The organism is Chlorobiota bacterium, from assembly GCA_016710285.1.
In the GTDB taxonomy this organism is placed as follows: Bacteria; Bacteroidota; Ignavibacteria; order OLB7; family OLB7; genus OLB7.
This window is the reverse complement of sequence record JADJXR010000001.1, coordinates 404,346-420,185: the sequence shown is the minus strand read 5'-3', so window position 1 is coordinate 420,185 and position 15,840 is coordinate 404,346. Positions and strand designations below refer to the sequence as shown.

13 protein-coding genes and 1 pseudogene are annotated in these 15,840 nt (G+C 58.9%); 8 read left to right on the top strand and 6 right to left on the bottom strand.

All coding sequences use genetic code 11. The features are described 5' to 3' along the window. Window positions 1–299: 299 nt before the first annotated feature. The 8 genes from gnd to IPM61_01350 all read left to right on the top strand — a co-directional run bounded on the left by gnd (window position 300) and on the right by IPM61_01350 (window position 10,620). Window positions 300–1,214 (top strand): decarboxylating 6-phosphogluconate dehydrogenase, encoded by a 915-nt coding sequence (gnd, locus tag IPM61_01385; GenBank protein ID MBK8909958.1) that lies wholly within the window; start codon window positions 300–302, stop codon window positions 1,212–1,214. After that, window positions 1,214–2,671 carry a glucose-6-phosphate dehydrogenase gene (zwf, locus tag IPM61_01380; GenBank protein MBK8909957.1) on the top strand — a complete coding sequence of 486 codons (1,458 nt, stop codon included), beginning with the start codon at window positions 1,214–1,216 and terminating at the stop codon, window positions 2,669–2,671. The genes gnd and zwf overlap by 1 nt, the downstream gene beginning before the upstream one ends. Next, window positions 2,643–3,386, top strand: a complete 744-nt coding sequence (gene pgl, locus IPM61_01375) for a 6-phosphogluconolactonase (GenBank protein MBK8909956.1) — start codon at window positions 2,643–2,645, stop codon at window positions 3,384–3,386. Before zwf ends, pgl begins: the two co-directional genes overlap by 29 nt. Before the next feature lie 614 nt (window positions 3,387–4,000). Continuing rightward, window positions 4,001–4,663 (top strand): N-6 DNA methylase, encoded by a 663-nt coding sequence (locus IPM61_01370; protein MBK8909955.1) that lies wholly within the window; start codon window positions 4,001–4,003, stop codon window positions 4,661–4,663. Next, window positions 4,660–5,820 carry an ImmA/IrrE family metallo-endopeptidase gene (locus IPM61_01365; protein MBK8909954.1) on the top strand — a complete coding sequence of 387 codons (1,161 nt, stop codon included), beginning with the start codon at window positions 4,660–4,662 and terminating at the stop codon, window positions 5,818–5,820. Before IPM61_01370 ends, IPM61_01365 begins: the two co-directional genes overlap by 4 nt. Continuing rightward, window positions 5,817–6,314: a DUF4411 family protein gene (locus IPM61_01360; protein MBK8909953.1), complete on the top strand. Its 498-nt coding sequence runs from the start codon at window positions 5,817–5,819 to the stop codon at window positions 6,312–6,314. Before IPM61_01365 ends, IPM61_01360 begins: the two co-directional genes overlap by 4 nt. Continuing rightward, window positions 6,311–7,903, top strand: a complete 1,593-nt coding sequence (locus IPM61_01355) for an Eco57I restriction-modification methylase domain-containing protein (GenBank protein ID MBK8909952.1) — start codon at window positions 6,311–6,313, stop codon at window positions 7,901–7,903. Before IPM61_01360 ends, IPM61_01355 begins: the two co-directional genes overlap by 4 nt. 179 nt (window positions 7,904–8,082) lie before the next feature. Further along, window positions 8,083–10,620 (top strand): restriction endonuclease, encoded by a 2,538-nt coding sequence (locus IPM61_01350; protein MBK8909951.1) that lies wholly within the window; start codon window positions 8,083–8,085, stop codon window positions 10,618–10,620. A gap of 348 nt (window positions 10,621–10,968) precedes the next feature. On the opposite strand, the pseudogene IPM61_01345 reads toward IPM61_01350, so the two are convergent. The 6 genes and pseudogenes from IPM61_01345 to IPM61_01320 all read right to left on the bottom strand — a co-directional run bounded on the left by IPM61_01345 (window position 10,969) and on the right by IPM61_01320 (window position 15,836). Beyond that, window positions 10,969–11,954: pseudogene (locus tag IPM61_01345) on the bottom strand (acyl-CoA desaturase). 173 nt (window positions 11,955–12,127) lie between these two features. Continuing rightward, entirely contained in the window at window positions 12,128–12,619 is a 492-nt protein-coding gene (locus IPM61_01340; GenBank protein ID MBK8909950.1) for a hypothetical protein, read from the bottom strand. Then, window positions 12,619–13,776, bottom strand: coding sequence for a hypothetical protein (locus tag IPM61_01335; GenBank protein ID MBK8909949.1), 1,158 nt, complete (start codon window positions 13,774–13,776; stop codon window positions 12,619–12,621). The genes IPM61_01340 and IPM61_01335 overlap by 1 nt, the downstream gene beginning before the upstream one ends. An 80-nt stretch (window positions 13,777–13,856) precedes the next feature. After that, a complete protein-coding gene (locus IPM61_01330) occupies window positions 13,857–14,210 on the bottom strand; it encodes a 2Fe-2S iron-sulfur cluster binding domain-containing protein (protein MBK8909948.1) in 354 nt (117 codons plus the stop codon). Window positions 14,211–14,249: 39 nt separating this feature from the next. Further along, window positions 14,250–15,152: a proline dehydrogenase family protein gene (locus IPM61_01325; GenBank protein MBK8909947.1), complete on the bottom strand. Its 903-nt coding sequence runs from the start codon at window positions 15,150–15,152 to the stop codon at window positions 14,250–14,252. Window positions 15,153–15,218: 66 nt separating this feature from the next. Then, on the bottom strand, window positions 15,219–15,836 hold the full coding sequence (locus IPM61_01320; protein MBK8909946.1) for a hypothetical protein: 618 nt from the start codon (window positions 15,834–15,836) through the stop codon (window positions 15,219–15,221). Window positions 15,837–15,840 lie beyond the last annotated feature (4 nt).

Here is a 15,840-nt window from a genome sequence, read left to right as displayed (position 1 = left end):
GCGTTGCTCCCCCTCTTGGGAGGGGGCGGGGGGGTGGGTTGGGGACACCCGCGAAACCGCGCCATTTGCCAAATCTCAGGAACACCACACCTCGTGGCCGATGGAAAATCCCCGCTTGTTCGGTGGTCTCCCCGAACCCACCCCGCCCTATCGGGCACCCCTCCGTGGGAGGGGGACGCTTCGGGAGGTGTGTTTCATCACTCCATCACATCACCCCATCACCCATCAAATCCCCCCATCCATTATCTTGCGCCTCGTACATCACACAATCAATCAATAACGATTTCAGGATCAGACAGATGGATATTGCAATGATCGGCTTGGGGAAAATGGGGGCGTTTATGACCGAACGCTTGCTGAAGGGTGGGCATCGCGTGGTTGGCTACGATCGCAGCCCCCAGGCTGTGGAGCGTGTTGTTGCCAAAGGGGCCGTGGGCGCGGCTTCGCTGGAAGAAGCGGTCGCCAAATTGGAGCCTGCGCGCATTCTTTGGATGATGGTTCCGGCGGGCGACCCCGTGGACCAAACCATCGCCGCGCTGATGCCCCAACTTCACGCCGGCGACATCTTGATTGACGGCGGCAACAGCTTCTACAAGGACTCCATCCGCCGCGCCGCCACCGTTGGCCAGCACGGCATCCACTACGTTGATTGCGGAACCAGTGGCGGCGTGTGGGGCCTTGCCGAAGGCTACAGCCTGATGATCGGCGGCGACGAAACAGCGCTGATGAAATGCGCCCCAATCTTCGAAACCCTTGCCCCAGACCCCGAACGCGGATGGGGCCGCGTGGGACCGGTGGGCGCGGGCCACTTCGTGAAGATGATCCACAACGGAATCGAGTACGGCATGATGCAAGCCTTTGCCGAGGGCTTCTCGATTATGAAACACAAAACGGAGTTCCATCTGGACCTGCAGGAGATTGCAGAAATCTGGCGGCATGGAAGCGTGGTTCGCTCGTGGTTGCTGGACCTGACGGCGCGGGCGTTGGAAGGGGGAACCAGCTTGGAGAACGTCCGCCCCTACGTCAGCGATTCCGGCGAAGGCCGCTGGACCGTGGCCGAAGCGATTGACCTGAACGTCCCCGCACCGGTCATCACCCACTCGCTGCTGCAACGCCTTCGCTCACGCGATGAAGAATCCTACACCGACCGCTTGCTTGCCGTTATGCGCGAACAGTTCGGCGGCCATGCGGTGAAACGCGAAGGAGGGGCCTGATGAAAGTCAGCGTTGAACCCCATCTGTTCATCATCTTCGGTGCCACCGGGGACCTGATGCACCGCAAACTCCTTCCGGCACTCTATCGGCTTGTCACCGGTGGGCATCTAACAAAAAAGTGTGTGATACTTGGCGTTGCCCGCACCGACCAGGACGACGCAGCATTCCGCCAGCAAGCGCAACAGACCTTGCTGGATGCGGGATTCCTTACCGAAGAAACCGCCTCCAAATGGATGCAGGAGAACCTCCACTACCTGCCGATGATGACCAGCAGCCCGGCGGAGTTCGCGGCGTTGGCAGCAAAGATTGAGGCGGTGGAACGCCAGCACGAACTTTCCGGAAATCGCATCTTCTACCTTGCGCTCCCGCCGTCGGCATTCCCCACCACGATTGAGGCGTTGGGGAGCGTTGGCCTGAACAAAAGCGCGGGCTGGACCCGGCTGGTGATTGAGAAACCGTTCGGGCGGGATCTTGCTTCGGCGCGTGAGTTGAACAACCTGGTCCACCACCATTTCGAGGAATCGCAGGTTTATCGAATTGACCACTACTTGGGGAAGGAGACGGTCCAGAACCTTCTGTTTTTCCGCTTCGCCAACGTGATGTTCGAGTCGCTTTGGAACCGCGACCGCATCCGCAGCGTGCAGATCACCGTGGCGGAAGATTTGGGGGTGGAGCATCGCGCCGGATATTACGAGACCGCCGGTGCCTTCCGCGACATGATCCAAAACCACGTCACGCAGCTGCTGACCCTGGTGGCGATGGAACCCCCGGTTGGCTTCAATGCCGATGACATTCGCGAGGAGAAGGTGCAGGTGCTGCGGTCAATCGCGCCAATCAAGCCCGGGGATTTTGTCTTTGGGCAATACGCCGCCGGAAAAGTCGGAACCGAGGCAGTGATTGGCTACCGCGACGAAGAAAAAGTCAACCCAGAATCGCTTACCGAAACGTTTGTGGGGTTGCGGCTTGAGGTGGCGAACTGGCGCTGGCAAGGGGTTCCGTTTTACATCCGCACGGGGAAGCGATTGCAGCGGCGCGTCAGCCAGATTGTGGTGAACTTCCGCAAGCCTCCGGTCTCACTGTTCCGCCCGTTTGAAGGGGAAGATTCCTCCATCCACTCCAACAAATTGGTGATCTCGATCCAGCCCGATGAAGGCTTCGATCTCCATTTCGAGGTGAAGGCCCCGGGGGAAACAAAAGTGGAGACGCAGCGGTTGCGCCACCGCTACAGCGACACCTTCACCGACATTCCCGACGGCTACCAGACGCTTCTGTTCGATGTGATTCTGGGGGACCAAACGCTCTTCGTCCGTGCCGACGAGGTGGAGGCTTCTTGGAAGCTCTATCGCCCGTTGCTGGAAAATCCCCCTGCGCCGCATCCGTACTGGGCCGGATCGTGGGGGCCAACCGAAGCGGAAAAACTGATCGTCCATGCCGACGACCATTGGCGGGTGCTGTGATATGCCAACGCCAACAAGCCACCTTCGCATCTTCCCCGACGCAAGCCAGCTGTTCCACGCCGCCGCCGCCGAAATTGCGCAGATGATTGCCAACCACAACGGGGAGCGGTTCCGGCTGGTGCTCTCCGGCGGGCGAACTCCCGAGGGGGTTTATCAACTGCTGGGAACCACGTTTGCCGATGCCATTCCGTGGGGGAAGGTGGAGCTGTTTTGGGGGGATGATCGGTACGTTCCGCACCACCACCCGGCAAGCAATTTCGGGATGGTGCGCCGAAGCCTTCTGGAGCGTGTCCCGATTCCTCCGGGGCAAGTTCATCCGATTCCAACATCGGCTGTAAGCCCCACCGCTGCCGCCACGGCTTACGAGGAGATGTTGCGGCGGGTTGTTGGTGGGCAGGGTGAGGTTCCCCGGTTCGATCTGCTGCTGTTGGGGATGGGGGATGATGGCCACACGGCTTCGCTCTTTCCCGGGGGGGATTGGCTGGCCGAGGAATCGGCGTGGGTGGTTGCAAGCCGCGCCCCCGTTCCGCCGCACGACCGTATCACCCTGACGTTCCCGCTCCTGAACGCCGCCCGCCGGACGATGATCTTGGTAACGGGGGAAACGAAGCGGCCAATCCTCCAAGAGATTCTGGACAACCCCGCCGCCGCCGCCACGCGCTACCCCATCGCCAACCTTTCCCCGCAAGGTGAGGTTCGTTGGTTGATTGGGTGATGGATAGGAAGGTCTTTAGCCTGCGGTCTCATCCTTGATTTTCCTGCGCTGCCTTTGTGCGCGGCTCCCCCTCTTGGGAGGGGGCGGGGGGGTGGGTTGGGGACACCCGCGAACCGAGCGTCAGTAACCTAATTTCTGGATCAGAGGCTTCGCGGAACCACGCCAAACCCCGCGCCATCCATCCTCGCCCCGAACCCACCCCGCCCTATCGGGCACCCCTCCGTTGGAGGGGAACTGTTGCGTGAGGTTCAGAGGGAATCTGGGGGTGGCTCGGTGCGTTGCTCCCCCTCTTGGGCGGGGGGGTGGGTTGGGGACACCCGCGAACCGAGCGTCAGTAACCTAATTTCTGGATCAGAGGCTTCGCGGAACCACGCCAAACCCCGCGCCTTGCTTCACCCGCACGGCTCCGATACTGAATTCTGCTATATTCGTCGGCATCGTTCTCGCTATCCCATTCCCCTTGCGGGGGCTGCCCGTCATCGTCCATCGTTCATTATCCATCTGCCGGCAGCTGTACATCGCCAACGCTTGCTTGTGATGACTACAACAACCCACACAATACTTCCAACCACACCGCCGCCGGGAATCCAACCAATGATTGGGGGGGCGCGCCCGTGAGCCTTGTCAAATCCAAACAACGGGTGGCCGACCACGGCGAAGTCTTCACCCCGGCCTGGATGGTCCAGGCAATGCTCGATCTGGTGAAGAACGAGGCCGAGCGCATTGACTCCCGATTCCTTGAACCAGCCTGCGGCAGCGGCAACTTCCTTGTGGAAATCCTGCGGCGTAAGCTGGCGGCTGTGGAACTCAAATACGGACCCTCCGAATTCGACCGCCAACACTTCGCGCTCCTTGCGCTGATGTCCATCTACGGCATCGAGTTGCTGGCCGACAACATCGCCGAGTGCCGCGCCAACTTGCTAGAGATCATCGCCGATTATCTGAACATTGATGAACCCGACGAACCGTACCGCGCCGCCGCCCAAGTCCTATCGCTGAACATTGTCCACGGCGACGCGCTTACCATGCGTGCCCACAACGGCCAGCCAATCACCTTTGCCGAGTGGGGCTATCTGGGAAAAGGGAAGTTCCAACGCCGCGATTTCCATTTTAGCAGCCTTACCCAATCCTCCTCCTTCAGCACCGAGGGGTCCCTGTTTGCCCACCTTGGTAAGCATGAGATTTTTACGCCAATCAAAACCTTCCCGCCAATGACCATGAGCGACATTGCTACTGCCACATCTTGCGATGACGACCCTGTAAGGTGCAGCCGATGACTCCCCCTGTCGCCGCTTCCATTCCTGTGCTGCTGTGGGCCGCACGCCGTGCCGGTTTGCATGACAACGCCCTATCTGCCCGCTTCCGCAAGTGGCCTTTATGGATCAGTGGTCAGGCGCGGCCTACGTTGCGGCAGTTGGAAACGTTTGCAGACTTGACTCACACACCTATCGGGTATTTCTTTTTACCAGAACCCCCTGTGATAGAACTTCCCGTTCCCGATTTCCGCACCCTGCGCGATGAAGCACTATCCGATCCCAGCAGCAACCTGCTGGAGACAATCTACCTTTGCCAGCAGCGCCAGGACTGGTATCGCGACTATATGCGGCTGCACGGCCTGCCTGCCCTGGATTTTATTGGCAGTGCGCACCTGCAGCAGGCACCCGAAACGGTGGCGCAGCGCATACGCGAAACACTGGAATCCTCTGCTGCTCAAGCACCGCTTCAACCATCAACCAAGGAGGCACTGCGCCAATTGATTGCAAGGGTGGAAGATGCTGGAATCATGGTGATGGTCAATTCCGTTGTTGGCAACAACACCCATCGCAACCTTGATGTGCGCGAGTTCCGAGGTTTTGCACTGGCGGATCCCCTTGCTCCGCTGATCTTCCTTAATGGTGCCGATAGCAAAGCCGCGCAGATGTTCACACTGGCCCATGAGTTGGCGCACCTTTGGTTGAATGCGCCCGGTGTCTCCAACCCACAAGCAGATTCGATTCCTGAGCAGCCGACCGAGCAATGGTGTAATCAGGTGGCGGCGGAATTCCTTATGCCCTTGCGGGACCTTCGGGCAATGTACCAACCCAAAACACCAATCCCCCAGGAAATCCAGCGCCTGGCACGCGCCTTTAAGGTTAGTACGCTGGTCGCCTTGCGCCGCCTGTTCGACGCAGGCTTCATTAACCAAACCACACTGTGGGAGCACTACCGCCAAGAAGTGAACCGGCTGCAGAATCTGGAGCAAACAAATAAAAGTGGGGGCGGCGGCGATTTCTACCATACCATGAACACACGCGCCAGCAAACGTTTTGTTCATGCTGTGGTGAGTAGCACGCTGGAAGGGCAGACGCTGTTCCAAGATGCATTCCGTATGCTGGGGCTGCGCACAACCGCAACCTTCTACCAAGCAGCACGCGAGTTAGGAGTAATACCATGACGAAGTACCTTCTTGATGCCAACGTCTTTATCCAAGCCAAGAACCTACACTACGGCATAGATTTCTGCCCCGCGTTCTGGGATTGGCTTATTGCCAATAACGCCAACGGACGCGTGTTCAGCATTGATAAAATTGCTGCCGAGATTGCCGCCGGTGCCGATGAACTCACCGATTGGGCGCAACAACATGGCCACAACCTGTTCCGCGCTACCGATACCGCCGTCGCCGCGCAGTTCGCTACGGTCAGCAGCTGGGCTACAAGCCAGAATTACGAGCCAGCAGCCATCCAGACTTTCCTGCAAGTGGCCGACTATTACCTTATTGCCCACGCCCTGGCCGGTGGCTATGTGGTGGTGACGCACGAGGTCCCCTCAAACTCCACGAAGCATATCAAAATCCCTAACGTATGCGCCGGGCTGAATCTACCATTCACGACCCCCTACGAAATGCTGCGCCGCGAAAGGGCAAAATTTATATTGGGAGAAAAACCATGACCCACCAAGCCCACTTCGCGCTTCGCCAGCGCAACCCCGATGTCCTTTCCTGCATCGCCAATCTCTCCAACGATGAAGTCTTCACCCCCCCCGAGCTTGCCAACCGGATGCTGGACACCCTAACCGATGCCTGGGCCGCCAGCAACAACGGCCAAAACCTTTGGGCCAACCCCACCGTCCGCTTCCTGGACCCTTGCACCAAGTCCGGCATCTTCCTCCGCGAGATCACCAGCCGATTGGTCCGCGGCCTGGCCCCAGCAATCCCCGACCTTCAGCAGCGGGTGGACCATATCCTTACCCGCCAGGTCTTCGGAATCGGCATCACCCAGCTTACCGCGCTGCTGGCCCGCCGAAGCCTCTATTGCTCCAAACACGCCAACGGCCACCACTCCATTGCCAACGGCTTTGCCAACCCCGACGGCAACGTCTGGTTCCAACGGATGGAACACACCTGGGAAGGAACCAAATGCACCTTCTGCGGCGCGCCACAAACCACCCTGGACCGCGGCCCAGAACGCGAAAACTACGCCTACGCCTTTATCCACACCAACACCATCCACGCTCGCATCGCCGAGCTTTTCGGAGACGATATGCACTTCGATGTCATCATTGGAAATCCACCGTATCAACTGGCCAGCGATGGTGGAACCCGAGATATTCCCATCTATCACCACTTTGTTGAACAGGCAAAGAAACTCTCCCCACGCTTCTTGGCCATGGTCATCCCGTCGCGTTGGATGGCGACAGGGCTTGGGCTAAGTGAGTTCCGCCAAACAATGCTGGCCGACCGCTGCTTGCGGACGCTGGTTGATTATCCGATTGCCAGGGAAGTCTTCAGCGGAGTTGAGGTGAAAGGGGGGGTGTGCTACTTCTTGCGTGACACCGCACACAATGGCCCCTGCGACGTAACGATGATCCGTGACGGAGTGGCGATTGGCCCAATCGCACGCGACCTTGGCGAGTATGATGTCTTCGTTCGGGATGCCCGGGCGGTCTCAATCCTCCACAAAGTTCTTGCCAAAGGCGAGCCGTCGGTGAACACCATCCTTTCGGCTGATAAAGAGTTCGGGTGGACCTCCAACTTCGAAGACTTCCATGATGAAAAAAATACGCCCGACGACGTTCCCCTCCATTACGTCCGAAAAGGAAAACGTGCCGTTGGCTACATTGCCCGCAGCGAAATAACCAAAAGCACAAACCTTATTGATACTTGGAAAGTGATGGTGCCATCAGCAGGCTCAGACGGTGCAACTGTGCCAAATTACGTGCTCAGCACCCCGGTCATTACGCCCTCGCCATCGGTCTGCACCCAGACGTTCCTGTTCTTTTACGTTGGCTCCGAAACTGCTGCGGCAAGCGTGCAATCGTACTTGAGTACCCGTTTCCTGCGGTTCCTCGTGTCGCTTCGAAAGATCACCCAGCATGCTACCCGGGCAACCTATTTTTGGGTTCCGATTCAGGAGTGGGATCGGAAGTGGACGGACGCAGAGTTGTACAAGAAATACAAGATCACGGCAGAAGAGCAAGCGTATATCGAATCTCAGATTCGGCCCGTGGCTTGGGGAACCGAAGGCCTCCATCAATCATAGCCCTGAAAGGGCGACCCACGCCAGCCCAGGGCACCGCCCTGGGAAACGGGAACCGCCCCGCAGAGCATTAGCCCTGAAAGGGCGACCCACGCCAGCCCAGGGCCACGCCCTGGGAAACGGGGACCGCCCCGGTACAACATCAGCCCTGAAGGGGCGACCTAACCAACAGCAACGCGCCGATGAGCAAACCAATCGAAGAAATTCTTGCGCCCAAGCCGGAGGCGCGACCCCGCATCTACGCCTACTCCATTGATGACGCGGCGCACCAGGGGCTGCTAAAAGTTGGGCAGACCACGCGCGACGTTCGGCAGCGGGTTGCTGAACAACTGAAGACTGCGGCAATCAAGAACTACAAGATCGTGCTGGATGAATCCGCCGAGCGTGCCGACGGCACAATCTTCACCGACCACGACGTGCGTGCGGCACTGGTGAAGAAGGGTTTTGAGAATGTGGAGCTGGAGTGGATGCGCTGCACGGTGCGGGAGGTGAAGGGGGTGCTGAAGGAGCTTGAGACCGGCCAGAAAATTTCCGGAAACCGCCACGAGACGTTCCCCATGCGTGCCGAGCAACGGGCCGCAGTGGAGCGGACCCACGCGTATTTCCATTCCATCTGGGCCGAGGATATGCACGCGGTGCCGCGGTTCCTGTGGAACGCGAAGATGCGGTTTGGCAAGACGTTCACCACCTACCAGTTGGCCAAGAAGTTGGGCGCAAAACGGGTGCTGGTGGTGACGTTCAAGCCAGCCGTGGAAGATGCGTGGCAAGCCGACCTTGAGTCGCACATGGACTTCAACGGCTGGCAGTACCTTTCGCGCAGCTCCGGCAGCAACCCAAGCCAGATTGACCGCCGGAAGCCGGTGGTCTATTTCGGTTCCTTCCAGGACCTTCTGGGCCGGGACGCGACGGGGAACATCAAGGCAAAGAACGAGTGGATTCACGAGGTGCAGTGGGACCTGGTGGTGTTCGACGAATACCATTTTGGAGCCTGGCGCGACACGGCAAAGGAGTTATTCGAGGGGGAGGAAGAAGCCGTGGCGAAGCAGGAGGCGAAGGTGGAGTATGCCAAAAGTTTAGAGGGGGTGAACGATGACCTTGGGGAACTATCGGCGGAGTTCCTTCCGATCACAACCAAGGCGTACCTCTATCTATCGGGCACGCCGTTCAGGGCGTTGGCATCGGGGGAGTTCATCGAGGAGCAGATCTTCAACTGGACCTACACCGACGAGCAGCGGGCAAAGGAGCAGCACGCCGCGGCGCATCCCGGGGAGCGGAATCCGTACGGCGGGCTTCCGCAGCTGCGGCTGCTTACCTACCAGATGCCCGATGAATTGCTGGCGGTGGCCAGCGCGGGGGAGTTCGACGAGTTTGACCTGAACGCTTTTTTCGAGGCATCGGGAACGGGGAAGGAGGCAAGGTTCCGGCACGAGAGCCACGTGCAGAAATGGTTAGAGGTGATTCGGGGTGGGGACCTGGAGCAATCGGTCCGGAACTTGCGGACCGGAACGCGCCCGCCGTTCCCCTACTCCGATGCCCGGCTGTTGCCCTATTTGCAGCATTCGTTCTGGTTTCTTCCCAACGTTGCGGCTTGCCACGCAATGGCGAACCTGTTGGGCAAGCGGCACAACACGTTCTGGCGCGGATACACGGTGATTGTGGTGGCTGGCCAATCGGCAGGGATTGGGCTTGATGCGTTGCCGCCGGTGCGGAAGGAAATCCAGAGTGGGTTTGAGACAAAGACGATCACGCTGTCGTGCGGGAAGCTGACGACCGGGGTCACGGTTTCGCAGTGGTCCTCCATCTTGATGTTGCGCAATTTGAAATCGCCGGAGACGTACTTCCAGGCAGCCTTCCGGGTGCAATCGCCCTGGGTGATCCGGAACCCGAACGGCGACAACCCAAACGAGGAGGAGGTCCTGAAGCCCGTCTGCTACGTGTTCGACTTCGCGCCCACACGTGCGTTGCGGCAGTTGGCGGAGTACGCGATTGGCCTTGCACCGAACGAGCCAAACCCGGAGAGCGCGGTCAGGGACCTTGTCGCGTTCCTGCCAGTGCTGGCCTACGACGGCGCGAACATGACGCAAATAGATGCTGGCGGAATCCTTGACACAGCGATGGCGGGAACCTCGGCCACGCTGCTGGCGCGGAAATGGGAAAGCGCGTTGCTGGTGAATGTGGACAACGGCACCTTGCGCCGCATCCTTGAAAGCCCCGAGGCAATGGCTGCCGTTGAGCGGATCGAGGGTTGGCGGGCACTTGGCGACAACATCATCGAGACGATCATCAACAAGAGCGAGAAGGTGAAGGAGCTGAAAGGGAAGGCAGCCGGTGGGGGGCTGACGAAGAAGGAGAAGGATGAGCTGACCGACGAGGAGAAGGAGTACAAGTCCAAACGGAAACTGATCCAGGAGAAGCTGATAAAGTTCGCCACGCGAATCCCGGCGTTCATGTATCTGACGGACTTCCGCGAGAACGCACTGCGGGATGTGATTACCAAGATTGAGCCGGACCTATTCCTTACCGTCACCGGCCTGACGGTCCAGGATTTTGATCTGCTGGTGAACCTGAACGTGTTCAACACCGAGCAGATGAATCAAGCGGTGTTCGCATTCCGCCGCTACGAGGACGCATCGCTCCGCTACACCGGAATTGAAAGCCACGAAGGCCTAACCCACTACGGGTTGTATGATACGGTAGTGGAGATGGGGGGCGGGGGATAGCACCGCTTCCCCACGTAGCCTCCGTGCGTTGCTCCCCCTCTTGGGCGGGGGGGTGGGTTGGTGACACCCGCGAACCGAGCGTCACCAACCTAATTTCTGGATCAGAGGCTTCGCGGAACCACGCCGAACCCCGCGCCATCCATCGTCGCCCCGAACCCACCCCGCCCTATCGGGCACCCCTCCGTTGGAGGGGGAGGCTTCGGGAGTTTTTGGTGGAGATTTGCGCGGCTTCCCTGCCTTGCCCCCTCCCCAAAAACTTCAATGGCTGCTGAAGATTTTTCTTCAGCAGCCATTGCTTTTCGTGGTTCCAATGTGAAAGGCTTTGCGGCTTTCTTGCCAGCCAATCTTTTAGGTTCTTTCCGATGCTGGCTTGCGTGGCTTGATTGCTGCGGCCAGTTCCTCGATCCCCTCGCTGATCCCTTCCTGAATTTCTGGAAGGGAAGGAAGCTCTGGCAGGTGGATGCCGTGCTTGTTTTGGCGTGCTTCGTCGTAAATCTTCTGGGGCGGCTTCCGCAAATCGTGAACCAGCCCAACCCAGGAGAGCATGGTTAGCATATAATGGGAGATGTCAATCTCCCACCAGTAGAACCCTTGCCGTTCGCTGGTCATGTAGCGGTGGTGGTTGTTGTGCCACCCTTCCCCCAGCGTAATCAGGGCAATGAAAAGGTTGTTGCGGCTTTGGTCCGTGGTGTTGAACCGCCGGCTTCCCCAAACGTGCGCCAGCGAGTTGACGGTGAACACCCCGTGATAGAGCAACGTGGTGCTGATGAAAAAGCCCCATGCAAGAAGCTGAGGTCCATCGGTCCCAAGCCCTGGGGCCTGCACCGCCAGCAACTCACCCAATCCGAACAGCCCCACGCCAAGCATGGTCAGGACCACCGCGTGGCCCCAATCCAGCATCCGAAGCTCGGGATATTTGGCAAGGTCGCGGACGCTGTTGTCGTCGTAATCAATGAATTTTTTGGAGAGAATCCACCCCATGTGGGACCACCAGAAACTTCCGGTGATCGGCGAGTGGACATCCTCCTCGGTGTCGGAGTAGCGGTGGTGATGCCGGTGTTTTGCGGCCCACACAACGGCCCGTTTTGCCCGGCCGAAGCACCAAGCAACGCCATCAGGAATTGGAAAACGCGCCCGGTTTTATACGAGCGATGCGAGAAGTACCGGTGGTATCCCGCCGTTAATCCGAACATTCGGATGAAGTAGAGGAAGCAGCAAACCCCAACCGCAAACCAGCTTACGCCGGTCCAGATAGGGAGCAAACAACCAAGATGGACAATCAGGAACCAGGAGTTCAGAATGCGGAAGCGGGTCCGCTCAGAGATAAGCGACATTGAAGCGGTGCTAGTCAACGATGATCGGTAGATGGAAGCAGCAGCGCACAAAAATGGGGGAAAAGATCGGAGTAGTGGCCACCATCCCCGGTAAATAGTTGGAACGTATCATGTTTTCACAGAAAGAGGGGGTTTTGGATAGGGTCAACCACTGTTGTGGTGCTCCCCCGGAATTACGCCTTTTTGTGGCAAGCGGCCCCGTCGGCCATGAACAGCAGGTCCCCCTCCTGCGTGCCGGTTTCGATGAAGGTTTCGTGGGGAAGATACTCGAAGTCGCGGGTCATGTTGTACAGGCCGATCTTCTCAAAATCTGGGAACGGATAGCTCACCTGCTCGGCCAGCAACGGAAGCGATTCCTCCACGGTGTCGAACGCTGAAATCTGTGCGCGGAAAATCTGGCCGGTAAACCCCTTGCAGACCAGCACGTGCATCGTTGAACAGTCGTCGAACGGCGCGGCATCAATCTCCGTCAGGCGCGGGCGGTTCCGAAGCCGCTTCTTCCGGCGCGGCACTCCGTTGCTACCTTCCTTGCTTGCTTCATCGCCGTGGTCGTGGTCGTGGTCGCCATCATCATCAAATTCATCATCAAGCTCATGGTCGTGGTGATGGTCGTCGCCATCGAACTCATGGCCGTGATGATGCTCTCTATCGTCTGCGTGTGCCATTATGGTTCCTTTGGTGTGGTAAGCGATGCTTGGTAAGCGTTGTGGATTTTCTCGGCAACCCGCAGAAGCATCGGCTGCGCAAGCTCGGCAAGGGTTTGGACGTAGTCCCGAAGAAGGTCCGAGGTCTCATACTTCAACCGCGGGTGTGTCACCTCGTTGAAGTCAACCACCAAATCCTCCGTCCGCGATTTCATAAACCGCAGCTCCAACCGGAACCGAATGGAATCCTTCCCAACGGATGTGATCCCGCCGGTGATGTAATGGTCAATGCCAACATTGTAGAGGATGTTCCGCTCTTCGGGGCTGGTTGGTTTGTAGTCATCCACGGCAAGGATTTTCCCCAGCAGATAGACCTGGTTGCGGGAAGCAAAATCAAAAGCCACCAGCGATGGAAAGTTGATGCGGGTGTATTCCCCCAACGCTTTCACCCCCTCGGTTGCAAGCTCCTGGCGATAGGTGGAGAACCGCCCCAACGCCGTGTCCTTCTCAATCACGATGCTGGTGATTACCAGCGGCGTGGTGGCCACCGGAAGGGAGTCAAGGTCGGGTCGGCCAAAGAACTTTGCGCTGCTTTTGCGAAGCACGTCGTACAGCGTCGGCCCCAGCAGCATCGTCCCTGCCGAGTCGCGGTAGCGGATCATGCTGAAGGCAAGATCGCGGTAGATCAGCCCCCCGGTGGCGGGGTCGGCAATGCGGAACTCCAGTGCCAGCACCGAGCTGAATCGGGCAATGCGGGTATACACAACTCCATCCAGATTCAGCCGCTGGGCAAGCTGCGCCACGGTCAGCTTTTGTCCAGAATCGCTTGCTTGGCGCACCAGCGAGTCGCGGTAGTTCAGGGTGAGGTACTCCGCCTGGGGGATTCCTTCCAATGCCCGCCGCAACGCTTGGTCCACAATAAACTCGGTGGCAACGGCCACGCTGTCGCGGGCTTCGGACCCGGCAAGAAGCAGCCGCATGGGGCGGGTTTGTTGCCATTGCCCGGCGGGCGTTGTGGCGTGTGGTTTCTGCTCGGTTCCTTTGTTGGTGGTTTCCGGCGCGCAGGCCACGATTGCCGCAACCAGCAGGGCAATCAGTGCCCAAAGGATTGCACGAATCAACGCGCCACGGTTTTGGTACGGGCGGTAGGAAAGTTGGTCGTTCTTCGGTTCTTCCATGATGCGTAATAGTGGGCGTGCGTTTCCATGCCGGAGCATTCATTCAGGGTTCATCGCCATCTTCATTCCCGCGCGTTCATTCACCAGTAGGTGGTGGTCACCGTCACGTCCCCCAAGATTTCGGCTTGGCAGCTGGCGCGCTCTTCTGGTTTGAATGATTGCCGCTGCATCAGCCGTTGCTCCACCCGGCTTGGCATGGAAAGATTTTGGGAGCCTTCAATCACCCTAACCTTGCACCAGGAGCAGATCCCGAACCCGCCGCACGATTGCGCCACCGGAAGCCGTGCTTCCCGAATCGCCTCCAACAGCAGCGTCCTCGCCTCCACGGAAATTGATTTTTTGGAGGGAAGGAACGTGACGGTTGCGGGGCCTGGCTTCGGCGTGATTGGCGGAAGCTCAAACAGCGGAAGTTGCTCGTTATCGGCGTTGGCCATGGCGTGTGTGCGTTGCTGGCGGTTGCCGCGCGCGGTTGGTTAATCCCCGGTGAAAATTGCTTTGAAGACGTGGCCGGCGATGGATGGATTTTCCTTCAGGCGGCGGATGGAGTAGCCGTACCAGTCGCGACCGAACGGGACGTACACCCGCAGGCGGTGACCCTGGCCGATAAGCTCGCGACGTTTGGGGTCCCGCACCCCCAGCAGCATCTGGAATTCATACTGATGGCGGTCCAGCTTCCGTTCGGCGATGATCTTCCGCGCGCCGTCAATCAGCACGTCGTCGTGGGTTGCGATGCCAACGTAGCAACCATGATCGAGGATCAAGTTCAAGCAGTCCAGATAGTTCTGCTGGACTTCCTCACGTCCCTTAAATGCAATCGTTTCCGACTCCACGTAAATCCCTTTGCAAAGCCGGAAGTGCATCCCTTCGGCGGCAAGCTGGCGGATGTCCTGCTGGGTGCGCCGCAGATATGCTTGCAGGACGATTCCAACATGACCCGGGAACTCGGCCCGCGCCCGCCGCGCAAGCTCGATGGTGCTGTCGGTGTAGGGGCTGTTCTCCATGTCAATGCGGACGAAGTTGCCGGTGCGGGCGGCGGCCCCCACAACGCGGCGCACGTTCTCCCAGCAAAACTCCTTGTCAATGTCCAACCCCAACGAGGTGAGCTTCACCGAAAGGTTGGCATCAAGGCCGCGGCGGGCCATTTCCTCCAGCACGGCAATGTTGTTGTTGGTCTCCTGGCGTGCAACGTCAGGGTTCTTGACGAACTCCCCCAGCACATCCACCGTGGCCATTGTTTCTTCACCGTTCAGCCGTGCAACGGTGGCCATTGCGTCGTTCAGCGTCTCGCCAGCAATGTACTTTTTGGCGACCACGCGAACCATGGGCTTGGGGGTGAAGGGAAGGAGAGCGGAAATAAGGGAGTCGAACAGTTTCATGGCTGCAAAAGTACCAACACGGCAGGTGAATGAGTTCGGACAAATGGTTATCGGGAAGGGTGGCGTTCAGTATTCCAGCAACGCCCACCGGACCCGCAGCCCGGCGATCAGCGAGCCAATGGGGCGGTCGGTGAACTCCACCATTTTCAGATCGGCACCAATCCCCAACCGTTCGGAGTAGTGCCACGTGTAGCCTGCGCCGAAGGTGTATCCAATCTCCCAACCTTCGCTGTGGATTTGTTCCCCGTTGGCCGCTTTTCCTTCCACCCGCAGCAGGATCATTCCAATCCCCGCGCTAAGGTCAACGCCATATTTCTCCATGGCGACCACCCCCATCACCGGCCATGAGACCAGCGAAAGGTTGGCGGAGCCTTGCCGCGAATCTTCGTTCTTGGCGTGCATTCCCGACACCGGCAAATATCCAACATCCATTCCCACGCGAAGCAGATGTTCCGGGCACCACATCAGCCGGATCACCCCGCTAACGCCGCCGCTGGTCTCCTCAAGTTCGGGCAACTGCGGCGGCGGGCTGCTGCTGATTCGGAACCCATAGCCGGCGGTAAGGCTTGCGGAAATCTGGTACTTCTGCTCCTGTTGCGGACCCTGCGCCGGCAAGGTTGTTGCTGCGGCAATCAGCAGAAGAAGCGGGAGGAGGCATTGCCCAAACGGGCGGCGGTTGTTCATCGGG